The 24,731-nt window shown below is 34.5% G+C and carries 23 protein-coding genes; 12 read left to right on the forward strand and 11 right to left on the reverse strand.

Translation table 11 applies throughout. From position 1 onward, the window contains the following. The first annotated feature begins 76 nt into the window (after positions 1–76). The 9 genes from P2W65_RS04730 (at position 77) to P2W65_RS04770 (ending at position 7,830) form a co-directional block, all read left to right on the forward strand. Complete coding sequence (locus tag P2W65_RS04730) at positions 77–1,063, forward strand: hypothetical protein (RefSeq protein WP_289663826.1); 987 nt, start codon at positions 77–79, stop codon at positions 1,061–1,063. 18 nt (positions 1,064–1,081) lie between these two features. Then, complete coding sequence (locus P2W65_RS04735; protein ID WP_289663827.1) at positions 1,082–1,363, forward strand: hypothetical protein; 282 nt, start codon at positions 1,082–1,084, stop codon at positions 1,361–1,363. Positions 1,364–1,378: 15 nt separating this feature from the next. Continuing rightward, entirely contained in the window at positions 1,379–1,930 is a 552-nt protein-coding gene (locus P2W65_RS04740) for a hypothetical protein (protein ID WP_289663828.1), read from the forward strand. A 37-nt stretch (positions 1,931–1,967) separates the two neighbouring features. Continuing rightward, positions 1,968–2,684, forward strand: coding sequence for a hypothetical protein (locus tag P2W65_RS04745; RefSeq protein WP_289663829.1), 717 nt, complete (start codon positions 1,968–1,970; stop codon positions 2,682–2,684). A 21-nt stretch (positions 2,685–2,705) separates the two neighbouring features. Further along, entirely contained in the window at positions 2,706–3,458 is a 753-nt protein-coding gene (locus tag P2W65_RS04750; RefSeq protein ID WP_289663830.1) for a hypothetical protein, read from the forward strand. 19 nt (positions 3,459–3,477) lie between these two features. Further along, positions 3,478–3,972: a hypothetical protein gene (locus tag P2W65_RS04755; protein ID WP_289663831.1), complete on the forward strand. Its 495-nt coding sequence runs from the start codon at positions 3,478–3,480 to the stop codon at positions 3,970–3,972. Positions 3,973–4,012: 40 nt separating this feature from the next. After that, positions 4,013–5,233: a hypothetical protein gene (locus tag P2W65_RS04760; RefSeq protein ID WP_289663832.1), complete on the forward strand. Its 1,221-nt coding sequence runs from the start codon at positions 4,013–4,015 to the stop codon at positions 5,231–5,233. Between the two features lie 11 nt (positions 5,234–5,244). Next, positions 5,245–6,294 carry an XAC2610-related protein gene (locus tag P2W65_RS04765; protein WP_289663834.1) on the forward strand — a complete coding sequence of 350 codons (1,050 nt, stop codon included), beginning with the start codon at positions 5,245–5,247 and terminating at the stop codon, positions 6,292–6,294. A 102-nt stretch (positions 6,295–6,396) separates the two neighbouring features. Beyond that, positions 6,397–7,830 carry a hypothetical protein gene (locus P2W65_RS04770; protein ID WP_289663835.1) on the forward strand — a complete coding sequence of 478 codons (1,434 nt, stop codon included), beginning with the start codon at positions 6,397–6,399 and terminating at the stop codon, positions 7,828–7,830. A gap of 90 nt (positions 7,831–7,920) precedes the next feature. Here the strand turns inward: P2W65_RS04770 and P2W65_RS04775 are convergent, their stop codons facing one another. From P2W65_RS04775 to trhO, 5 genes are all read right to left on the reverse strand, one after another. After that, positions 7,921–8,151 carry a ferredoxin gene (locus P2W65_RS04775; protein WP_289663836.1) on the reverse strand — a complete coding sequence of 77 codons (231 nt, stop codon included), beginning with the start codon at positions 8,149–8,151 and terminating at the stop codon, positions 7,921–7,923. Continuing rightward, entirely contained in the window at positions 8,151–9,392 is a 1,242-nt protein-coding gene (locus tag P2W65_RS04780; protein WP_289663838.1) for a peptidase U32 family protein, read from the reverse strand. The genes P2W65_RS04775 and P2W65_RS04780 overlap by 1 nt, the downstream gene beginning before the upstream one ends. Before the next feature lie 589 nt (positions 9,393–9,981). Continuing rightward, entirely contained in the window at positions 9,982–10,416 is a 435-nt protein-coding gene (gene tnpA, locus P2W65_RS04785; RefSeq protein WP_289663839.1) for an IS200/IS605 family transposase, read from the reverse strand. A gap of 106 nt (positions 10,417–10,522) precedes the next feature. After that, positions 10,523–10,984 carry a hypothetical protein gene (locus tag P2W65_RS04790; RefSeq protein ID WP_289663840.1) on the reverse strand — a complete coding sequence of 154 codons (462 nt, stop codon included), beginning with the start codon at positions 10,982–10,984 and terminating at the stop codon, positions 10,523–10,525. 32 nt (positions 10,985–11,016) lie between these two features. Next, entirely contained in the window at positions 11,017–12,375 is a 1,359-nt protein-coding gene (gene trhO / locus P2W65_RS04795; RefSeq protein ID WP_289663842.1) for an oxygen-dependent tRNA uridine(34) hydroxylase TrhO, read from the reverse strand. A gap of 271 nt (positions 12,376–12,646) precedes the next feature. Between trhO and P2W65_RS04800 the strand changes: the two genes are divergently transcribed. The 3 genes from P2W65_RS04800 to P2W65_RS04810 are packed head-to-tail and all read left to right on the forward strand — an operon-like array spanning position 12,647 to position 18,312. Then, entirely contained in the window at positions 12,647–13,801 is a 1,155-nt protein-coding gene (locus tag P2W65_RS04800; protein ID WP_289663844.1) for an efflux RND transporter periplasmic adaptor subunit, read from the forward strand. A 3-nt stretch (positions 13,802–13,804) separates the two neighbouring features. After that, the gene (locus P2W65_RS04805) at positions 13,805–16,951 is read left to right on the forward strand and encodes an efflux RND transporter permease subunit (RefSeq protein ID WP_289663845.1); all 3,147 of its coding nucleotides are present in this window, start codon (positions 13,805–13,807) and stop codon (positions 16,949–16,951) included. Then, positions 16,948–18,312 carry an efflux transporter outer membrane subunit gene (locus P2W65_RS04810; protein ID WP_289663846.1) on the forward strand — a complete coding sequence of 455 codons (1,365 nt, stop codon included), beginning with the start codon at positions 16,948–16,950 and terminating at the stop codon, positions 18,310–18,312. The genes P2W65_RS04805 and P2W65_RS04810 overlap by 4 nt, the downstream gene beginning before the upstream one ends. Before the next feature lie 331 nt (positions 18,313–18,643). Here the strand turns inward: P2W65_RS04810 and P2W65_RS04815 are convergent, their stop codons facing one another. The 6 genes from P2W65_RS04815 to P2W65_RS04840 form a co-directional block, all read right to left on the reverse strand. Then, positions 18,644–19,054 carry a BrxA/BrxB family bacilliredoxin gene (locus P2W65_RS04815; protein ID WP_289663848.1) on the reverse strand — a complete coding sequence of 137 codons (411 nt, stop codon included), beginning with the start codon at positions 19,052–19,054 and terminating at the stop codon, positions 18,644–18,646. 131 nt (positions 19,055–19,185) lie between these two features. Then, the gene (locus P2W65_RS04820; protein ID WP_289663850.1) at positions 19,186–19,620 is read right to left on the reverse strand and encodes an ArsR/SmtB family transcription factor; all 435 of its coding nucleotides are present in this window, start codon (positions 19,618–19,620) and stop codon (positions 19,186–19,188) included. Between the two features lie 178 nt (positions 19,621–19,798). Then, positions 19,799–20,596, reverse strand: coding sequence for a tetratricopeptide repeat protein (locus P2W65_RS04825; protein WP_289663852.1), 798 nt, complete (start codon positions 20,594–20,596; stop codon positions 19,799–19,801). A 17-nt stretch (positions 20,597–20,613) separates the two neighbouring features. Beyond that, a complete protein-coding gene (locus P2W65_RS04830) occupies positions 20,614–21,792 on the reverse strand; it encodes a lycopene cyclase family protein (protein ID WP_289663854.1) in 1,179 nt (392 codons plus the stop codon). 19 nt (positions 21,793–21,811) lie between these two features. Next, positions 21,812–22,276, reverse strand: a complete 465-nt coding sequence (locus P2W65_RS04835) for a thioredoxin family protein (protein ID WP_289663856.1) — start codon at positions 22,274–22,276, stop codon at positions 21,812–21,814. Between the two features lie 184 nt (positions 22,277–22,460). Further along, positions 22,461–24,713: a TonB-dependent receptor gene (locus P2W65_RS04840; protein WP_289663858.1), complete on the reverse strand. Its 2,253-nt coding sequence runs from the start codon at positions 24,711–24,713 to the stop codon at positions 22,461–22,463. Positions 24,714–24,731 lie beyond the last annotated feature (18 nt).

Consider the following 24,731-nt stretch of genomic DNA (forward strand, 5'->3'; position numbering starts at 1 on the left):
AGAGATTAACTACTTTAGCATATTGACTAAAATACGAGTTCTGCAACAAAAATAGGACTTTGAAAAACGACAGCCAATGACTGAAATATATAAAATAGAAGATCTGAAAAAACTAAAAGAGTTCTTAGAAGGTCAAAAAGATAAAGACAAGATTCGGGAAACACTTTTTACAGAATTTTTGAAATATGCCCATTACAAAAATGTAACCGAATGGAATAAAGCAGTAAAAATTTGCGAATGTCTTGCCATTATAGGCTGGGGAGATTACGAACCTCTGGAGGCATTGAGAGGAATGTACTTTAACGGAAACCCCATGACTTTTTTCTGCAACAAATTTGGAGAATGCCGATTTGTAGACGCCATTTGGTCAAAACGAAAAATGGGTTTTACAATGGAGCAAGGCAGAACTTCTTATCATTTTAGCCCTGACCAAAGAAATGAAAAATCAACCATACTTGGGGACTACGAAACAAAAGAAGATATTCAGGACTTAAAAATTGAAAGTCAAAGAAATTGGGCACCCAAAAATCCAGTTTGGCTGGCGCAAGGAATTAGCAATTGTTACGAAAACTCAAAACCCTTTTTAGAAAGCATTACTACCGATTTACAGCCGACACTAAATCAGGACATGCGCCCCGAAAAATACGGAAGCGCTGTAAACCGTATTATTATAAATCATTCTCATAGTTTTTTTGATAATGCCCATTGTAAAACGAATTACATCATTATAGAAAGTGACAAAAAAATATCAAATCAAAAAGCATGGGAAGATTTGCATACCCTGTACCCGAAAGAAGAAATTGAACAAAACGGATATTATCTTAGAAGCAGGTTTGAATATGGTCCATTCAGAACTGATACAGGTAAAGTACAAATAACAATTCATTTCGAAAAAGAGTTTAGCGAATTAAGCCAGTCTGCACAAAAAGAGCTATTTAGCAAATATGTATTAACAGCATTACAAACCATTACAGACAAACTGAAAAAGAAAAAACTCGATTACGATTTTGATCTGATGCTCGAAGATTTCACGGCAATACTGAATGAATGGAAAAATAAATAATTCTTTTAAAATCTAACAATGAAGAAATTTATAACAATTTTTCTGCTAACAATCCTAATTTTTACGGTGCTCACCTTCTCCACTGCCAGTCTGCAAATGAAGGTCGACGGAAACGACATGTATGGTTTTCCTGCTTCGTTCTATGTTCTTTATGGCGGAATGGTTGCACCCACTCCAACATCAGAAATGACGAATTTTGTTTTTCTGAATTTAGTCCTTGATATTGCCGTTGCTTTTATATTGGCAGTTATCGTTTTGATGTTTTATCAGAAAGTGACAAAAAAGTTCGTTAGAAAATAATCTTAAAACCACTAAATGATGTTTGATATTGTATCCATAATCTCGAAACATACAGCGCTTTTAGAAAATAATCTAAAAGAACTGTATCCGCTTCAGAACAAAAGAATCGCCTTTGCCTTTGCCCAATTCTATTTCCTGCTACCTGATGTAACAGAATGTCTGGAAAATCGTTTGGGTATAAAAACAACTAAAGACCAGTTTATTAAAGACTTAGAAAATAATACCACTTGGTATATTAAAGAAGCTTTGGAAAAATATGATGCCGAAACAAATGAATATGCTGATGATTTTGCCGAGTTGGAACCTATGGAAGTCAACATCCTGAGCGGACTTGAAAATTGCATTTATAGTCTGGAAAAACCGCAAAATGTTATTTCTAATTTTCTATTAATAATTGATATCTTAGATTACTATGAAAATTTCTCAGACAAACCCGAATATTGGAATAGACTGCTTGAAGAAGAAATTCAAATTCAAAGGGAAATAACAGAAAGAATGGCAAACGGAGAAATCCCGGAAGAAAACCTGTATTACGAACGATACAAAAATGTGGATTTTGTGTTATAAATTCCCCTTTTGAAAACCTAAAATAGTATTGACCAAAATGAAATATTCATTTTTACTTTTTCTTCTTATTGGCAATTTTGTCTTTTCACAAACAGAAACTCAAATAGAAATAGATTCAATTCCGAGAATTACATTTGAAATTAATTCCTCCGTCAATGTTTCGGACATTCGTGATATTGATTTTACTAAAGAAAAACCCAAATGTGAGTTTGAACTAAAAGGAAAAATTCCTTTAAAATATGTTTTTTTTCTTGAAAATGATTCAATAGCATCCCTGCATCAATTTAAAAACAATGAACTTAAATTTCAGGAGAATCTAGATTATCAACCTTTTATGTGGCTTGTAGATGATAACTTAATATTCTCGAATTTTAAAATAATGGATTTTGATTATGATGGTGATGACGATTTAGTTTGCTGGGTACATTCTAATGTAAATGGAAATGAATGGACGGTTATTTTTATTAATGACCAAAAACAGCAAAAACTAGTAAGGCTTTACAATACTGCAGACAAAACAGATATTTGGGATAGACCTAGATTTGACAAAAAAACGAACACTATAAATACAGAACTGTATGGCAGTGTCTTTGGAACATCAGAAGAAAGCAGTTATAGATTACAGGATGATCTTACTGTAATTCCGTTAAAAAAACATTTTCAGGATCGAACCGGGAAACGAATGTATGATTATGAGTATGTTGGAAAAAACGGAAAATGGAAATTAATCTCTAAAACCAGTTCAAAAAACTAACCGCCAAAATACTATTTGTTTATGAATAAGTTATTTAATAATGTATTTACAATTATTTTACTGCTTGGAATTGCGAGCTGTAATAAAACCAAAGAGAAAACCGGATCTGTACAGGTTTCAGAAATGCCAACCGTCGAAGAAGTCTTTGAAGGAGATACAGTTCAAGCAGAAATAAAGAAAAAACCCGAAGACTTCATTCCGAAAGGTTATGTTCCTTTTGATACCATCACCGGCGATTTTAATAAAGACGGATTAGAAGATTATATTTTAATTATCAAAGGAACAGATAAAAGCAAAGTAGTTCAAGATGAATACCGAGGTCAATTAGACCGAAATCGAAGAGGAATTATAGCCTTATTAAACAAAAATAACGGTTACGAACTGGCGGTTAAAAACTACGATTGTTTTTCGTCTGAAAATGAAGAAGGAGGCGTTTATTATGCCCCAGAACTTGACCTCGAAATAAAAAACGGGAAACTATATATTGCCTACCGACACGGCAGATACGGCTATTGGGAATATACTTTTAGATATCAAAACAATGATTTTGAACTGATAGGTTATGATGCCAGCAGTAACCACGGGCCAGTTACTCTAACCGAAACCAGCATCAATTTCCTGACCCGAAAAAAGATTGTCAATCAGAACGTTAACGAAAACACTTACGACGGCGATGAAATTTTCGAAAAAACCGAAACTAAACTTCCTCAAAATAAACTTCTTAGATTATCTGATATCAGCGATTTCGATGAATTAGATGTATCAGGAGATTAATACCAACCAAAGCTTCAAAATGAAAAACAAATTACCTCTTTTAGTCTTAATTATTACTCTCTTTTCCTGTAATAAAAACGAAAAAGCAAAAGTTACAGAACCTGTTGTTAATAAAGAAATTACTGTAAAGGACAGTTCAAAATCAGAACAAACAAAAAAAACTTCCGATTCGATAACTTGCGTTGATGTGGTTTTAGAAATCTTGACAACCTCTCCTTCCTATGTCGAAGAAACAAAAGGCTTGTATGAAGCCGTTGTAAAAAACGGCGGGACTTCTATTGGAATTACTGTAGAAGGAAGTCCGAATCCTAAAATCGACAAGTCATGGAGCTATTCTGAAACGTATGATTTAAATCTTCATGAAACTTATCCGGATCGAATGCCTACAATTGCTCGTTATGTATTTGATCCTTCTAAAAGAGAACTTTTTGAATATAACACCGCTAATGATAGTTTAATTGCAATTGATTTCAACAAGGATTTGCTTTTAAAATTTGACAAAATCTGCAAATAAGGCATTAAAATTGAATATTTTACCTCAAAATCAGAATTAAATGACTAGAAACTTAACCAGACTAGGACAACCTGTTTTTATTATTTCTTTGATTATTCTTATTCTTAACGATTGGTTCTTTAAAAACATTTTTCATAATTTCATTACAGGGAAACTGTCTGATTTTGCGGGTTTATTTGCTTTTCCTTTCTTTTGGAGCGTTATTTTTCCAAAAAGAATTAAAGAAATTCACTTGGGTACTTTCCTGTTTTTTGTCTTTTGGAAAAGTCCCTTTTCAGAAACATTTGTACATTTTATTGGAGCATCAAGAATAGTCGATTTCTCAGATAATATGGCGCTCATAAGTGTTTTCATTTCATTTCAAATAGTAAAAAAAGAGTCTTATGTTTTAAAACTACATCCCTTTTTTTTACAGTTGATTTTACTGTTTTCTTGTTTTTCATTTGTTGCAACTACACAAAAAAGGGAACCTTGCACAAGTATTGAGTGCGAATTTTTGGTTTTGAAATTAAGCAACGAAACCAACAAAAAAATAATTGTCCAAATTGATTTTAAATATTCTGAAAAAGAGATAGCATTTTATAAAAAACAACAGATTTTAGATGGTATAAACAATGTTCGGAAAATTTTAGAAGAAAGGCATGAAAGAAAAATATCTCCTGGTTTCCAACCTTCCGATTCTATTGAAATTGTAAAAAACACAAATGAAAATTGGAGCAACCGAAAAAAAATAAGCCTTATCAATCCATTTGTTCTTAATGTACATGAATCCAAATTGGTTGGAATACCGTTATGGCAATTTGACCGTTTGGTTGGTTTTCCTGAAAATTTCAAAATTTCGGTGCTCGACACTAATCAGAAAATCATTAAAACCTATAACAAAAAGACATTCTTTGAAAAAGTAAACCAAAACTCAGCTGTAAAATTAGATGAGTTTTCCCGAGAAAATAGTTTGAATTTAATATTTGGAGAAGTTAAAACACCTTTTATCCTATCTGATTGTTATGGAAAATGGGAATCTAAAACAAATGGAACTTTCAACAAAATAGAATTCAATTCGAGATATTTCAGCAATGACAAAACCGGCGATGTATATAATTGCGAATTCAAAAACGACACCGTTTTGGTATATACTCCAGAAAAAGTACACATCGGAATAATGAAAAAACCTAAAGATGATGTACTTATAATTTCCTGGGATACAAAAACGGTTTTAACCTACCAAAGATCATTTCAACCAACTTCTTTAGGCAATCAATAAATATTAAACCGATGAAACTAAAAACCATTTCGTTCTTCCTGCTCTTTTCAATAGCAACTGCGAGTGCTCAAAAAGCTTATCTCATTCATGATTTCATGAAAGGTTATACTTTGTATTTTATTCAGCAAAAAGCTGGCTCCCAAATAAAAGAATATTACAAACTTACCGAAGATAAGAGCACAAAAATGGTTTTAGAGTTTGGTGCGAAGGAATTGGCGAAACCACAAACAATCAAAACTGCCAAAGAAGTAACTTTCAAAAGTCTTTCTGACAAGAATATTCAAATTCTAGGCGATGTAAATTTTGATGGCAAACCTGATATTATTATTCATGAAACACAAATTAATGATGATGATGGCTGTTATTATCCAAGGGCATCATCTCATATTTTTATTAATACCGAAAACACATTTACAATTAGTCAAAGTATTAGCGATGTTTATAATGATGCTAATTGTATGCGTGGCGGTTCGTTTGATATCGATGCAAAAAACAAACGTATTATTACATCGAGTACCTGCGGTGCAGCTTGTCATGGTTGTGAGCATTACAGCGTCTCGGGTAAAGAGGCTAAAATGATTTCCAGCTTTGATGAAGATGGATTTGCCCAAGGGCCTTTCTCTAAAATAACAGGTAAGAAATTAGAAAACAACAAATGGGTTTCTTTCAATTCTTTATCTATTTACGAACCAAATTTAGATCCGGACAAAATACTTGCTTTTGATACCAAAAATGGCAAAGGGCGTATATTGTTGTTTAAAATAGATACGATCTTATATTATGCTTTTCAACAAAACGACGAGTATAAATTTATTTCTTTTGCTCATCCATTCAGTCCTGAAAAAGCCAATAAAGCTACTTTCAAATTCAGAAAACAAAATTCAAGTTATGAACTTGAGTTTAACAGTGGCAGTATAAAATATCTCGTTTATGAAACGACAAATGGAGTCGGCATTAAAATTAATGTCAACGGAAAAATTTCCGACTGGCAGGGAATGACTAAAACTGGAAGTTTAGAAGCATTGGTTAAAAACAAATTTAGTAATGTTATAAAAGAGTAATTGGTTTTTAAAACAAGAACTAATATTTGTTATGTTTACTTACGCTAAACATATAAAAAAGAACATAATATCCCATTTTAAATAAACCCAAAACTAACCAAAATGAACACCGAAAATGTACTTGACCAACCAAAAGAGGAAACAAACTATTTTTATCACTTTAATTTTTCAAAGTTTAAGGCGATCACTTTTCCTCTGGCAATTATTGCCCTGCTTTTTGTTATTAAACAACTTATCATAAATACTTTTTCCGTTTCCAGTGCTGGAGGAGCTGGATTATCAGGTATGTTAATCTCTTTTCGAGGGCCTCAAAATTTACCTTTGTGGGCGAATATTTTGAATACAATAATCAATGCCCTAATCATAATAATAGCACTTTGCTGGGAAGCTGTTAATGAGAAGAAATTCGATAAAATAAAATACTTTATTTTGTTATGCCTGCCAGCAATACTATCAGACATCATTTCTACTTTTTCAGACCTTCATGAATCTTATGATAAGAGTTCTTTTTATATAATTTATTTTACTCTAGGTTATTTGTACCCTTACGCACTATATGGTGCGCTAAGAGGAAAAATACTTTACGGGAAAAAAATCAATTTTTTAGGCTATTTAATAGGAATGTTTACTTCTATAAATCTAGATGCTTTATATCAAAAAATAATTTCTATATTAACTTTCCGTGATTTTTACGGCTCTGTTTCGTCTTATGAGATAATATTTTCAAAATTATTTACGATACTCTCTTTTTTCTACTTTATGCTTTTATTAGAAGCGGGATTTTCTTTTAAGAGTTTTATAAAAATGCCTGTTACTGCTTTTCTAAGCTATAAAAAATTCGTGATACATTTTTCCTTGCTGTTTACTTCATTCCTTGCTGTTCATTTTGTTTTTACAGAACAATTCTCTGTGAATTGGTTCAGTTCTTTGGCACCAAGTATTTCGAGAACTTACTATGACATCTATACCGTTATTCGCGTCGTTTTTCAAATTGCATTTGTCTATTTATTATTCTCCCAATTACTGCTTTTGCAGTTGGGCGCTTTACGCAGAAGACCTTTTTGGATTTACCTGGCGAGCTTTATACCTGTAATTAATTTAATTCCGTTATTATTCTTTTTTCGCAAAAATACTCCATTGACCCATGCAGAATATTTAGAAATAGAACAAGATGAAAATCAAAGAAAATTATACTTCCAGGCATTTCTTTTGTTTATAATAAGCGTTTATGCATTTTACAAATTTATAGGACTTGGCTTAAACCGTCAGGACTTAATTTGCTTAACTGGGATAGTTATTGCATTGTATATTTCTATAATCTATTTTAGAAAAGGTGTTTGGATAGGTTTTGCCGTATTAGCTCTAGGAACTTTATTCTTTTTCTATCAGGAAATCCCAAGTGGTTTCTATTATTTCTGCGTCTTTTCTTATGGGGCAATTGGAATATATAATCTTCATATTGCCATATTTTGGGAATCTCCAGAATGGGTTGAAATTGAAGAGAATATTGAAACAGTAAAAATCGAAGAAGCATAAACATTATCATCGTAATAAATTCTTACAAAGTATTTTAACCAAAAAGAGTCGCAAAATTGCGACTCTTTTTTTTATGTGATTCAAATATTCCTAAGTCTCTTTAACCGTAATAATCTTCACTGGACAAGCTTTTGCTGCTAATTCACAGCTTTCCACAATCGTATGATTTTGGGATTTCAGCGTAAAAAATCCTTTTGCATTTACAGAATGAATCAAAACCGATTTCCCATCTTTTTTAGACATTTGAAAATGAACCGGATTCATTTCAACACAATAATTACAGCCGATGCATTTATCTCTTTGTAAAGTTACAATAACCATTACGCCTCAACAATTTTATACAGTTTATCAGACATTCTGATTCTGAATGGCAGTTTGAAACTGCAGTCATCGCCTTTTGTTGCTTTTTCTCCAGCTGCATCGTTTACAAACATCTCATTAATAATCATTTCCTGAGCTCCTGTACTTGGCCCGGTAACTAAAATTTTATCTCCGATTTTAATATCATAAGCTTCAATCTTAAACTGCCCAATCTCAGCTTTCGGGAAATAGTGTGTTCCTTTACCCACATAAACCTTCTTCTGAGTTGCTGCAGATCCTGGAATATCACTCCATTCTCCTAATTCCTGACCTAGATAATATCCCGACCAGAATCCTCGATTGTAAACGGTTTCTAAAGCTTTCATCCAAATTGCCGTTTTTTCTTTAGAGAAAGTGCCATCGTAATACGCATCAATAGCTTCACGATAGCTTTTGGTTACGGTTGCTACATATTCCGGCGCACGGCCTCTTCCTTCGATTTTTAAAACTTTAATTCCGGAATCAATAACTTGATCTAAGAAATCCAGCGTACATAAATCTTTAGGCGACATCATGTATTCGTTATCCAATTCGATTTCGAAACCAGTTTCCTGATCAATAACGGTATATTTTTTTCGGCAGTTTTGTTTGCAGGCGCCGCGATTCGCAGATGAATTATGCGAATGTAAACTCAAATAACATTTCCCCGAAACCGCCATACACAAAGCACCATGTCCAAAAATTTCGATTTCGACTAAATTCCCGTTTGGCCCTTTGATCTGTTCTTTTTCAATTTGATCCGTAATATTCTTTACTTGGCGTAAGCTTAATTCTCGGCTTAAAACCATTGTATCGGCAAACAAGCTATAGAATTTAATGGTTTCGATATTGGTAACATTCAACTGTGTTGAAATATGAACTTCCATTCCGATCGATCTTGCCATAGCAATTACTGCTTGATCCGAAGCAATTACGGCTGTAATATTGGCTTCTTTGGCTTTGATCAATAATGTTTTTACAACCGATAAATCATGATCGTAAATAATGGTGTTTAAAGTAAGATAGCTTCGAACATTTTTGGCTCCGCATCGACTGGCAATTTCTTTTAAATCGTCAATCGTAAAATTCACTGTCGAACGTGCACGCATATTAAGCTGTTCAACTCCAAAATATACGGAATTACAGCCATTATCTAAGGCAGCCTGAAGCGACTCAAAATCTCCCGCTGGAGACATGAGTTCAATTGTATTGTTAATTGTCATTTTTGATTCTATTATTTCAATGAAATGATTTTTCAATCAGTCATCTAACAATTGACAAAAATAATGTGGGTGTAGATTAGATTCCTATGATTTATATCATAGTTTATATTTTAAAAATTATTCGTAGTGGTATTAATTATTGTTGTCGATATCCGTTGTGTTCCTGCGGTTGAAACCGCAGGCTATGTTTTTCTTTGCGCATGTTTTTTCAAATATAGCCCGTGGTTTTAACCACGGGAAACGTATCGGATTCAATCCAACAAAATGCATAATCGTTGAGGAAATTCTTTGTGTCCATGCGGTTGAAACCGCAGGCTATGTTTTCTTTGCGTATGTTTTTCAAATATAAACCGTGATTTAAACCACGGGAAAAGTATAGGATTCAATCCTACAAAATACACAATCGTTGTCGATATACTTCGTGTTCTGTGGTTGAAACCACAGGCTATGTTTTCTTTGCGTATGCTTTTTCTTTCGTATGCTTTGTCAAATATAGCCCTTGGTTTCAACCACGGGGAAACGTTTCGTAGTCGACATTCATTGCGCCCATGCGGTTGTAACCACGAAAATACATCGTTAAGCCAAGCAATCATTTATCCCCCAGCCCATGTAGTTTTACAAATCTATCAAATTCATCTTGCGTATTTTTCATAAGATGATGTTCCTTTTGATTTTTAATGTAATTGTAAACAACATCTAACTGAGATTCACTAACGGAAAAGGCTGCATAGCCTGTTTGCCAAGCAAATTTTTCAAGGATAAATTCTCCTCTATTCATAAAATGAGAAGAACTTCCTTTAATTTGCTTTACAATGTCTGAGATTGTTTTTTGCGGGTTTTGTAAAAATAAAACATGCACATGGTCGGGCATTCCATTAATAATTCTAACAGGACATCCAAGTTCAGTTAACTCTAGCCAAATGAAATCGTACAGTTGTTTCTCAATTGAAAAATCAATTAGTTCCTGACGATTTTTAGTTGCCCAAATAGCATGAATCCATAATTTGGTGAACGATTGTGACATAAATAAATCAGCATAAAATTTTTGCTAATTTACAAATTTGAAAAACTAATCCTACAAAAAACAAGTCTATACTTATCACTTTTGATGATAGTATTGTTCCAATGGTTTAGCAACCACAGTAATAACTAAGAATTATTTTATTTTTAGATTCCCTGATTTCGAAATAACAGCCAGCATCACCCTCTTCTTTCCGCTGATATTTGGTTTTTGACTTATTCCAAATATTATCATTTGTTTTGAAAAACCACTCAACAAATTTAATTACTTCACTTTTAGCATAGTTAGAAAAAACGATTTCAACATCTGAACCAGTTTCAGAACAAGAATCACTTTTCAGTTTGATTCCTGTTTTAAATTCAAATTCTTTAGCACAAAAATCTTTTGATTCATTAAATCGTTTCAAGATACGCTCCGATTTTTTACCGAGGTACTTTGTAAAATATTCCTCTTCGGGATTATCTTTATTCTTAAGCTTCTCTATAAAAGCTTTTGTCGGAATCGGTAATTTATTCTGTTGAGCTGTTACTGAAAAACATGTAAAAAATAAAACTAAAAATATCCTAAACATATACTTTCCGTGATTAATTCTCAATTGATAAACTATTCTAAAATCTTATATACTTTATCAGACAATCTTATTCTGAATGGAACCTCAAAAGTAACTTTATCACCAATTTTAGCAGATTGAGTTTCTGCTCCGTTAACAATGATTCTATTCAAAACCATTTCCTGATCACCCGTAGTTGGGCCGGAAATTAAGATTTTATCACCGCTGTTTAACTCTTGGTTTTCGATCGTAAACTGACCTACTTGAGCTTTTACATAATAATGCTCCGCTTTTCCAAGAAGGACTTTCTTTACTTTTATTTTCTGACGAATATCAGCCGGCTTTTGTGCTGTAGCCAATGCAGTTTCTGGCAATTCTCCTGAATGTTTGAATTTTAAGTTTTCAGATTTTCCTTTTCTGAATACTTTATTTCCAACTTGTTTACCTGTTCTTAAACGAACCTGATCTACTAAAGGCATGTGAATTATTTCTAGACATTCTGTAGAACAGCAGTTTTCCATTGCAGCTTTACAATCATCACACTGAATAAACAATAAATGACAGCCATCATTTTCGCAATTCGTGTGATTATCGCAAGGTTTTCCGCACTGGTGGCATTGCGAAATAATATCATCAGTAATTCTTTCGCCTAGACGATTATCAAATACGAAGTTTTTTCCAATAAATTTACTCTCTAAACCTTCTTCTTTCAGTTGTTTAGCGTAATTGATAATCCCGCCTTCCAATTGATAAACGTTTTTAAAACCTTGATGTTTAAAATAAGCACTCGCCTTTTCACAACGAATTCCTCCAGTACAATACATTACCAGATTTTTATCGTCTTTATGATCTTTAAGCTGTTCGTTGATGATTGGTAAACTCTCTCTAAAAGTTTCCACATCCGGAGTAATCGCACCTTTAAAATGTCCCACTTCACTTTCGTAGTGATTTCTAAAATCAACTACAATAGTGTTTGGATCATCAAGAATTTCGTTGAATTCTTTGGCTTTCAAGTGAACGCCAATATTAGTAACATCAAAAGTTTCGTCATTTAAACCGTCAGCAACAATTTTGTGACGCACTTTGATAGTCAATTTTAAAAAGGAATGATCGTCTTGTTCTACGGCAACATTCAATCGTATGTCTTTCATGAAATCATAAGCTTCAAGAGTTTCTCTAAAAGCTTCAAAATTTTCGGCAGGAACACTCATCTGAGCATTAATTCCTTCATGGGCAACATAAATTCTTCCTAGTGCATCTAGTGCATTCCAGGCAATGAATAAATCGTTACGAAATTTTTGTGGATCTTGAATTTTGGCATACGCATAGAAAGACAACGTAAGTCGTTGTTTACCGGCATCATCGATCATGATGGCTCTTTCTTCTGCGCTCAAAGTGTTATACAGTTGCATGCTATAAACAGTTTTAAGTTAAGAATAAATAAAATACGAATCTATAAATGGAATAAATTCGGGTGCAAAGGTAAATCTTTCTTTTCAATTTCAAAAACAATAAAAGGCTTGATTTTTATAACGATATAAGCGATAAAGTTCATTTAAACTCAAGTTAGAGGTTAGATTTCTTAATTGCAACAAAATTGCACTAACAAAAAATAAACACTGTTTATCAATACCTTATAAAATTTATGTACATTTATGTGGTACAATTTTAACATTTATGATTATGAATGCTTTAAAACTACCAAAACCAATTCTTCCCCTCTTCTTTCTTTTAACTTTATTTACTTCCTGCAAAAAAGAACAACCCAAGACACCACCGCCGATGCAGGCTCCTTTTGTTACGGTCAAAAGTGAAGATGTCCCCATTTACAAAGATTTTGCGGGACAGACTTTTGGAGATTTAGACATTGAATTAATCGCAAGAGTCGATGGTATTTTAACAGGCATTCATTTCAAAGAAGGTCAGAGAGTCAAAAAAGGCCAGCTTTTATATACCATCGACCCGTTAGAATATGATACCAAAGTAGAGCAGGTTCGCGGACAAGTTGCGGGCGCTCAAAGTAATTTGGTAAATGCCGAAGAAGAATTAAAGAGAATTCGTCCTCTTGCTGATATGAATGCAGTCAGTAAACGTGAGTTAGATGCGGCTGTAGCCAAAGACAAAGCGGCGCGATCAAACTTAAACAGTGTTCAAGCCAGTTTAAGAAATCAGCAGATTGAACGAAGCTACTGCGATATTCGATCTCCTATTGATGGTGTAATCGGACTTTCGAATGCCCGTTTAGGCGATTATATTACCCGAATAGGAAATGATGCAAAACTCAATACCGTTTCCAAACTAGAAAAAGTCAGAGTGCAATTTACAGTCAGCGAATCTGATTATTTACGATATCAAAAGCAGGTCAAAGCCGGAGAACGTATTACTGATCTTGCTTTAATACTTTCTGACGGAAGTACCCATTCTGAAAAAGGAAGCCTCAATTTCTCCGATACCAAAATAGACCCAACAACCGGAACTGTAACTATCGAAGCCCAGTTTCCAAACCCAGACGGTACTTTACGTTCTGGACAATTCGCAAAAGTTCGTGTTTTACTGCGAACTCAAAAAGATGCTATCGTTATTCCTCAAAAAGCCGTAACCGAAATTCAGGGGCTTTTTCAGGTTTCTATTATCGATGCTAAAAATACTATTCAAACCCGAATGGTGGAAGTCGGACAAAAAATTGGTGTCGACTGGATTATTACCAAAGGTTTAAAACCCGACGAAAAAGTCGCTATTATTGGCAATCAGTTTATTCAGCCCGGATCAACTGTTGTTCCAGTTCCTTATGTAGCCGACAAAGATAAAAAGCAGATTGCATCATCTCTAAACAACTAGATTATGGATAATTTCTTTGTACGCAGACCAATCGTTGCTATTGTTCTCTCCATTTTCATTGTTTTAATTGGAGGTCTTTCTGTCCTTTCGACTCCTATTGCCCAATATCCAGAAATTGCACCTCCTTTGGTACAAGTTTCAACGAGTTATCGTGGTGCAAATGCCTTAAATGTGGAGCAGGCCGTTGCCACACCTATCGAGCAAAAGGTAAACGGAGTTGAAAACATGCTGTACATGCAGTCCACCAATACAGGTGATGGGAGTATGACGTTAAATATTACGTTTGACATGGGAACAGATTTGGATAACGCTACAATGCTTACTCAAAACCGTGTTAACGAAGCGACCAACAAACTTCCAAATGACGTTAAGACAACAGGAGTTACCACGAAAAAGTCACTCTCAATGCCGATGCTGATTTTGTCCTTGTATTCTCCCAACAAAACCTTCGACGGAAACTTTCTGACCAATTATGCCAATATCAACATTGTAGATGCTTTGGCACGTATTAAAGGAGTTGGAGAAGTTACGCTTTACGGAGGAAGTAATTATGCGATGCGAATTTGGGTCAAGCCCGATATCATGGCCAAATACAACTTGACAGTTCCCGATATTATTCGATCAATCCAAGATCAAAATGCCATTGCGCCCGGAGGAAAATTTGGTGCTCCGCCGGCAACCGAGAACAATGAGTTTACTTACAACGTAATGCTGAAAGACCGTTTGGTCAATCCGGAAGACTTTGAAAATATCATTTTAAAATCAAATATCAATAATCAGCAGGTTCGTTTGAAAGATATTGGAACCGTAACTCTAGGTACAGAAAGTTATGCTTCGATTGCAAAATTAAATGGAAATCCAGCAGGAACTATCGGAATCAAACAAATGCCGGGTTCCAATGCATTAGAAGTGGCCGAAAACGTAAAAAACACGATCGAAAGACTCAGCAAAAGATTTCCGCAGGATTTAAAATATCGTGTTTCATTAGATACAACTCTCGCCATTTCTGAAGGAATCAACGAAATCATGCACACTTTGGTCGAAGCGATTATTCTGGTAATCATCGTAGTTTTTATCTTTCTCCAAAACTGGCGCGCGACTTTAATTCCGCTTTTAACCGTTCCGGTTTCGCTAATTGGGGTTTTTATGCTTTTTCCGTTACTTGGATTTTCCATCAATGTACTTTCCCTTTTAGGATTAGTATTGGCCATCGGAATTGTCGTCGACGATGCCATTGTGGTGGTTGAGGCCGTAATGCATCATATCGAACAGGGAATGTCTCCGCGGGAAGCTACCAATCAGGCTATGAAAGAAGTTTCGGGGCCTGTAATTGCGATTGCGATTGTATTGACCGCTGTGTTTATTCCCGTCGCTTTAACACCTGGTATTACAGGAAGATTATATCAGCAGTTTGCCATTACAATTGCTATATCAGTGATTTTCTCTGCCTTAAGTGCATTAACTTTAAGTCCGGCTTTATGTTCTCTTTTACTAAAACCCAATCAGGAAGCAAAAGGCTGGCTTGGAAAATTCTTTGAATGGTTCAATAAAAAATTTGGCGCTTTCACAAATAGATACACCGGATTTTCTGGTTTTTTAATTAAAAAAACTGCCCGAAGCTTAATTTTCATTGGAATAGTTGTTGGGGCAATTATTCTGCTTGGAGGAAGAATTCCGGGCGGTTTTGTACCCGAGGAAGATCAGGGATATATGTTTGTGAACATTGAGCTTCCCGGCGCTTCTTCATTAGAACGAACAGGAAAAGTAATTCAGAAAGTAGAGCATATTCTTTCTCAAAATAAGGGAGTTGAATATTATACTTCGGTGGCTGGATTTAGTTTAATCAAAAACTCGGTGGCAACCAATAACGGATTTTTCTTTGTCGCTTTAAAGGAATGGAAAGAACGCGAACAAGACGTTTTCCAAATCCTAAAAGAAGTCAACGGAAAAGTAGTTTTCGGAATTCCCGAAGCAACCGTTTTTGCCTTTGGCCCTCCGCCGATTACCGGAATTGGAAATGCGGCCGGATTCTCCATGATGCTTCAGGATCGGGAAGGAAATACACCGCAATATCTTTTTGAAAATGCACAGCAATTTATGGCCGAAGCCAAAAAGAGACCCGAAATTGGAACAATTCGAACGACTTTTAACCCGAATGTGCCTCAGATTAGTCTGGACATCGATCGAGAAAAAGTAACCGAACTCAATCTTTCTTTATCGGATGTGAATATCGCTATTGGTGCCAGTTTAGGAGGGCAATACATTAATGAATTCAATAAATTTGGACGACAATATATTGTACTGCTTCAGGCAGATCCAAGTTACACCGTAAATCCCGAAGACATTAATAAGATATTTGTTCGGAGCAAAGACAACAAAATGATTCCGATTTCGAGTATTGCCACAATTCGAAAAGTAAGCGGCCCAGAGTTCACAACCCGTTTCAATTTGTATCGAGCTGCCGAAATTGGAGGAACACCAGCGCCAGGATTTACTTCGGCGCAAGCCATGAATGCTTTACAGGAAACGGCAAGCAAAGTACTTCCCGCAGGAATGGGTTACGAATGGGCGAATATGAGTTATCAGGAAAAACAAGCCGAAGGAAAAGGAAATACGGTTTTTATCATGGCGTTGCTTTTTGTGTTCTTAATTCTCGCTGCCCAATACGAAAGCTGGAAATTGCCTTTCAGTGTTTTACTCGGAACTCCTTTTGCTGTTTTCGGCGCTTTTCTCGGCTTATACATCTGCCGATTATTAAGTCCCGATTATGTGAATAACGTTTTTGCCCAAATTGGTTTGGTCATGTTAATTGGTCTTGCCGCTAAAAATGCAATTCTGATTGTAGAATTTGCCAAGGAAGAATATGAAAAAGGAATGCCTGCCAAAGAAGCTGCTTTATACGCTGCAAAACTGCGCTTCCGCCCTATTTTAATGACGGCCTTCGCTTTTATTTTAGGAGTTGTTCCGCTTTTAACTGCAACGGGAGCTGGAGCTCAGGCTAGAAAAGTTATGGGAATGACTGTTTTTAGCGGTATGCTCGTTGCCACTATTCTAGGAGTTTGCTTGATTCCTGTGTTGTTTGTTTTTATTGAAACCTTCGGAAAGAAAAAAACCGATGAAACCGATGAACCTAAAAAGGATGAACAATGAAAACTCTAAAAATACTTCTAGCGATATTTTTGATAGCTGTTTTCCCTTACGGATGTATGGTTGGGCCAAAGTATGCCAAACCAGAACAGCCTCAGACAGATTCTTTCCGTTATAGTAATCAACCTGCCGATAGCACAAAATCGGTTACAACTATAAAATGGTCGACTATTTTTAATGACAATGTTTTAATTGGTTTAATCGAAAAAGGAATTCAGAACAATTACGATCTAAAAATTGCCATTGCTCGTTTAGAACAAGTACAAGCCAATCTCGGAATGGCAAAAGCCGATTTATATCCTTCTTTTCAATATACAGGTCAGGTCAATAGTGCAGAAACCTTTATGCAACCTTCTTCTGTATTTGCCAATATGTCTTGGGAATTGGATTTCTGGGGAAAATACCGTCATCAGACTAAAGCTTTACAAAATGAACTTTTAGCCTCTGAAGAAGCTCGAAAAGTAGTATTATCTAATATCGTAAGTGCAATTGCCATTTCTTATTTTGAACTGCGTGACTTTGATAATCAATTAGAAATTACCATTCACACTTTAGAAACCAGACAAAAAGCGTACGACATCATCAATGAACGTTTCATAAGCGGTTATGTTGCAGAATTAGATAAAGTGCAAATCGAACAGCAAGTTGCCATTGCCGAAGCCAATATTCCGTTAATCAAAAGACAGATTACGGCTTTAGAAAATTCTATTTCAATTCTAGTTGGACAAGTTCCCCAACCAATTCAGAGAGGAAAAACCAACAGCGAATTATTAATTCTGACTGAATTTCCAACTTCAGTTCCATCTTCTTTATTACAAAACAGGCCAGATGTAAAACGTCAGGAATATTTGTACAAAGCCGCTTTTGAAAGAATTGGTGTTGCTCAGACATTACGTTATCCTTCATTTAACATTGGAGCACTTGCCGGTTTTGCGAGTATTACGGTTGGAGATTTATTTAACGACGGTTCTTATACACAAAATGTTGGTGCAGGAATTGCAGGCCCAATCTTCAACTTCGGAAAAAACAAACGACGTGTTGAAGTGAATAGACAAATTGCTGAAGAAATGAAATTCAATTTCCAAAAAACCTATTTAACCGCGATTTCCGAAGTAGAAAACTCACTTCAAAATGTAGCCATGTTTAAAGAAGAATGGACAGCCCGAAATCGACAAGTTATTGCTGCTCAAAAAAACTATGATTTATCTAATGCGAGATATTATAACGGTTATGTTTCTTACCTAGAAGTTTTAGATGCACAGAGATCTTTGTTTGAAGCACAATTAAGCCTTTCACAGTTGACCCAAAAACAATTGAGTTCTATGGTTCAGCTTTATAAAGCGCTTGGCGGAGGGTGGAATTAGTTCTTTTGAGTTGCTAAGGTTCTAAGGCGCTAAGATGCTAAGTTTTTTACATTGAGTTATCATTCCGTAGGAATGTTTCATCGGTAGAAAAAAAAATTGTAATCGCCCATATTTGCGTTCCGTAGGAACGTTTGATGTGATCAGGATTAAAAAAACAATACCAAAATCAAACGTTCCTACGGAACGTAAAACATAACAACAATACATTTTTTTTCTACCGACGAGATGTTCCTACGGAACATATAAAAATAAAAAAGGTCTGTTTCAAAATTGAAACAGACCTTTTTTAATCTTTGTACCTCTGTACCTTTGCTACTTTGTACCTAACGAATTAACAAAACTCGTTAAAAGCATCTTGCAAATTCTCAGCGATTAATTCAGCTGGACGGCCTTCGATGTGGTGACGCTCTAACATGTGAACTAATTCTCCGTTTTTGAACAAAGCCATAGATGGCGATGATGGAGGAAAAGGAAACATATGTTGTCTTGCAGCATCAACCGCTTCTTTGTCAACACCAGCGAAAACTGTAATAAGGTGATCTGGTTTTTTAGCTCCCTCTAAACTCATTTTTGCTCCTGGACGTGCATTTCTAGCAGCACAACCGCAAACAGAGTTTACAACAACTAAAGTGGTACCTTCAGCTTTGATAGCATTCTCAACAGCTTCAGCACTATGTAAATCTTGAAAACCTACAGCTGTTAATTCAGCTTCCATTGGTTTTACCATGTCTAGTGGATACATATTCTTGTCTTTTAAATTTTACTTTTGAACTGCAAAGTTACAAAGTTTACTGGCAACTAGTTAATTTGAAGTATAAAGTTTTGTTATAGTTCCATATAAAATTTTAACCTCTATAAAAACATCTTTTTTGATTAATCCTCGACAACTCTTTTTTCTTGTTTTTTATGAGAAAATTGATAATTGTACTGTTTCAAATGATGTTTTTTCCCAACCACATTATGAGTTCTAAGAACTGTTGATTTTTTTAGTTCAGGCATCTCTATGGTTGAAAGATAACTGCTAAAGTATTTTTTAAGTATCTGAATATTATTCCTTTCAACAGAATAAATACTCTTTTTACCTTCATTTTTGATGTTTACTAAATTGGCTTTTTTCAACTCCAACAAATGTTTGGATATGGTGGACTGTGCTAACGGAATTAGATCAACAATTTCTCCACACGTCCTGCTATCCCTTTTCCATAAAAGTGTCATAATCTGAATTCGTATAGGATGCCCTAGTGCTTTACAGATTTTACCTATTGTTTCTATCTCATCATCAAAATCTAAGTGCTTTGAAATTCCCATAAACCTGCCAATTCATTCATTATCGTAAAAAGTCGATATTATTTTGAATAACAAATCTAACTCATCTTGTATTCCTTAGGCATCCTCAAAAAGTTATTAGAACGCTACAATAAGGTATTTTTCTAAAAAGATACTCGAAATAAAGCTTTAAGGAAAGGGATTTTGTTTCTTTCAATATTTATTTACTAAACTTCTTTTGATAGGGATAGGTCTCATAAATAGTATTGTCTTCATTAATCGAAAAACCTTTTTCGGCATCTTCGCGAGCGATACTAACCAAAGCTATTACCTCTTCTCTAGATTTTCCTTGCTTCAACCAGCAAATTGCTTTGTAATACTTGGCATCTGAAAATTCTGGATATATTTTTAGCGCTTTATCAAAAATAACAATGGCTTCATCCCACTTTTTGAGTTCGTATTTGGCTATTCCCTCATAAAAATAAGCTGTTGGATGTTCTAACTGTTGTCTGTTTTTATAAATATCATTTACATAGTCGTCGAAAAGTTTCTCTGCTTTTTCATATTCGTTCAATTGTAAATAACATAATCCTTTGTAAAAGCTAAAAGAATGATCCATAACATAACTATTTCCATACAATTTAATGGCTTCGTCAAAATCTATGATGGCTTCTTTGTAATCACGTGAAAAAATACATTTCATAAAAGCTCTGTAAGAAAGCCATCTTTCTTTGTTATACAAAACAGCCTTATTTAAATAGGGCATTCCAACTTCATACTTTTTGCATTTGAAATACGGCATTGCTTTTTGCTGCCATAAATAAGCTACTGTACTATCTTTTTTTAGACCTTGATCCAGACAGTCCTGCCATTCACTCATTTCAAAAATATAATTATGTTTTTCGGCGCAATTGGTTAGAAATTCTTCGATAATAGCATCATGATCCTTATTGGTTGATACTTGCCCAAAAGAAAAAATAGAGATAAGAAAACTGGAACCTAGAATAATTTTTTTCAATAGTTAGTAATTTAGAGTTATGATTTATTTGAAAGAAAAATCACTCTAAATAACGCTTTAATAAATGGAAGTTTTGGACACTTTAAAATAACTTTAACATCTTCAACAAAACTGGTTTCTTCATCTAAAAACTTAAAAATCAGCTTGGGATTTCCTTTTTTGAATAAAGAAGAAAAAATCGAACTGCCCAATTCATTATTGCGATACAGAATATCCAAAAGCAATAAATCATAAAACCAAAATCTATTTTTTTTATGAAACGTTTTCATATCGAGCGAAGTCGAAGCAACAGCAAGAAATTCAACCAATTCTGAAGATTTTTTATCCGAATTTTTAAAAGTATAACCTGTACTTGCTTTTGTCCAACCACCCGCAGTACCAATATTTAAAACACGTTTGGTGTTTTTTTTCCAAAAAGGATAACAGGTCATTGGGATACTTCCCTGTTCTTTTTCCAAAATTTGAAATTGATTAATTCCGAGTTTTTGCAAATAGATTTGAATCTCGTTTTCATATTCTTCTTTTGGAAGAAGGTTTTCTGAAAACAAGGTATATTCTACCAAAGCTTCAGTTTTCGAAATTGGTAAAACATACATAAACCGTGTATTTCCCTTTTGTTCCACCGAAAAATCCATGAAAGTGACTTCTTCAGAATTAAAAACTTCTGATTCAGATTTGACAAACCAACCGACAAAATGCTGCTGCAAAACGGGATATTTGTTTTGAACTTCGGCGAAAGCCTTTGTATAAATGCTATTAAAAAGATAATTTGCAGTATATCGATTTTGTTCTGTACCAACAAAAACATGAGTTTCAAGTTCATTTATGTCCGTTACTTTTTCGTTTAGAAAAGTAATATTCGAATGTTTGGAAAGTGCTTCAAAAACAAAATCATAAAATTCAATTGCGTTAATTTTATTGTATTGATAGGGTTTCAACACTAAATGGCGATTAAAATCTTGATTGGCAAACAAAGCCAAATCCCATTTTTTGGAGATAATGGAATTCCAAATTGATTCTTCTTTTTCCCAAAAACACCAAGTTCGGTCATTGCTTTTTTTCGAATCCTGATCAAGCAATAAAATAGTTTTATCTGAGAATTTTCCAGACAAAACCATTTTATAAATGGTCATCAAAGATGCCAAACCTGTTCCGGTAAAAATGTAATCGAAGTGTTTAATTTGCGAAGAGTTCATTTTCAAAAATAAGAAAAATTTACTCTTCTAGTTTTTCTAACAGAATTTTAAAATCCTTTGGACTTAAATAGTTGTTGTATTGAAGGATAATTTCGTTTTTTTCATTCAAAACACATAAAACAGGATATACAATTTGATTATTGATGGTTCCAAGCTGTAAAGCCAGTTCATTAACGCCTACATTATTTCCTGAAGGCTTGTATTGAAAGGTCTGATTATTAAACATAATATCTCGTTTTTCTTCGGCATTAAAATCAATGAAATAGAATTCTGAATTAAGTTTTTCAATGATTTCCTGATTTTTAAAAGTCGTCGCTTTCATTCTTTGGCAAAATTGACACCAATCGGTATGAATAAAAACAATGATTTTTCGCTTTTGAATTTGCTGTAAACTATCAATTTCTTCAAAAGAATAGCTTTTCAGCTGACCAAAACCTGTTGCCGAAATTCCGAAGAAGAAGATTAATAAAAATAGCTTTTTCATTTGTTTTTGTTAATGACTCTGATTTCTATTATTTAAAATTTTTAAACACATAGAAACATAGATTTTTCTGTTTCTATAAAAAAGGTAAAAGAAGAAGCTAGCTTCCACACATAGCTATGTGAATTGATGCAAGTGAAACGACTTTCTACGCAAAGCTAAACTATGTTTCTATGCGTTTAAAATTTTACCTCAAAGTATATCGCAATCCCAAGAACCCGCGAATCGTTTGATTCTGCCCATAAACATACGTTGTATCAAAAGTCAAACCGTACGGATTATCTGGCGTAACCAATACTTTTCCAGCCGAATCATATTGCACATTTTTATCGAAAGGATCGTTGGTTCTCGAAATCAAAAACGGATTATTTTGTTTTGGAGTAAAGTTCAACAAGTTTTTGACGCCACCATAAACTTCAAAATTCTTCCACCCCGTATAGGTAAACTGAATATTCTGAATGCTGTACCAAGGCGAATTTGGATTTCTCGGATCGTATTCGCTCAACGAAGGCAATTTCATCGGACTGTAAACATTTCCGGTATAATCCAACAATAAATTCCAAGGTTCAATTTTGTATGAAACTGTCCAGGTTCCTGTAAATCTTTCCGTCAGAAAAGGTCTTTCTGAAATTCCGTCCTCCACATTTTTATTGTCCAAAACCGTTGCTCCCAATATAAACTTTAAACCATTGGTAAAATTAATATCCACATTGGTGCTGATTCCCTGACTGATCGCATAACCATCAATATTGTCATAAATGATTTTATTTGGATCAGTTTCGTAATCTGAAATGATTTTATTGCTAAAACGGGTATAAAAAGCTGTAGTTTCTATTCCCATAAAAGTTCCATTTCCGAAGTTTATTTTCTGAATATAATTCAGATTCACATTTACTGATTTCTCTGGTTTCAAATCATTTTCAATCACAACATCTCTCGAACCCGTTAACGCTGCGTGATCTTCAGTAAATAAATTGACCACTCTAAAACCTGTTCCGGCATTTAAGCGGAAAATAGTATTATCGTTGGCTTTAAAGCGATAGGCAAATCTTGGTGTAAAAATCGAACCGTGAATTGAATTATAATCGTAGCGTGCGCCCAGCAAAACCTGACTTTTTGGAGAAAAAGTTATTTCATCTTGCACAAAAATTCCCGGCAGCCAAGTACTTTCAGCTTCTTTTGTGGCTGGCGTATTATCATCGTAATAGGTATATCGGCTTGCGATTCCTGCCAATAAATCATTTCGTCCGATTTTTTTATCCCAAGTCAATTGAAGAAATCCAATTTTTTGATTGGCAATATACGAAGTGGTTCCGTAACGACTGTCTTGATAATGCACATTTCCAGAGAAAGAAAGCATTAATTTCTCCTCAAATGGTAATTGATAACTTCCAATCAATTCTGCTCTTTTGGTATAAATGCTTTCTCCGTAAATTTCGTCTCCCCCACGATATTTTTTCTCCCAGCGAACGTCTCCGCCCCAGCGATCTTCGTACATAGCACGTGCCGCAATGGTAAAAAGCCGATTATTATTACGCTGAAAACTCCATTTATTAAAAACCGAAATTCGTTCAGAAAGCGTTACATCGGTAAAACTGTCTTTGTCTTTATCAATTACCTGGTCATAATTGAAGTAATTAATTCCTAAAAGTGAAATCGCTTTTTTACCCACATTAAACTTCATTCCCAAATCCAGGTTGCTTTCAAAATAAGAAGTCGTAAAATAATCAGCAGAAAACATCGGAGCATTGGTTGGATTCTTAGTAATAATGTTGATCAAACCTCCAACCGCTTCGCTTCCATAAAGTGATGATGCCGGCCCTTTCACGATTTCTATTCGTTCCACCAAAGAATTCGGAATTCCCGATAGGCCATAAACCGTCGAAAGACTGCTCACAATTGGCATTCCGTCAATCATTACTAAAGTATAAGGGCCTTCCAACCCGTTTATATGAATATCTCCTGTATTACAGACACCGCAATTCAACTGCGGACGAACTCCATTTATGTTTTGAAGTGCATCATAAATGCTTGGCGTTGGATTTTTCTTAAAGAAAACTGGCGAATAAACCTCAACGGGAACGGCACTTTCTAAACGTTTTACTGGTTTTAAAGTTCCAGAGACCACTACTTCATTTAGTTCGTTTTGGTCTTCTTTTAATTCAAAATCCAGATTTAGATCTTGATTTTCTGATATTGTTATTTTTTGGGTTAAAGGTTTGAATCCAGTCGAGGTTACCGCAATTTTATAAGTTCCTGCCGGAATATTTCCTAACTGATAATGACCAATTGAATCTGCTTGAGTTTTAAAGTTTGTATTTAACAAACGAACATTAATTTCCTGCACAACAGGACTATCTGCCATTACCTTTCCAGATATATTTTGCGAGTAAATGCTTTTTGTTGAAATTATTAATATTGTCAAAAATAAATATTTCATTCTTTTAAAATTAAATTT

It is taken from the genome of Flavobacterium panacagri (assembly GCF_030378165.1).
GTDB lineage: Bacteria > Bacteroidota > Bacteroidia > Flavobacteriales > Flavobacteriaceae > Flavobacterium > Flavobacterium panacagri.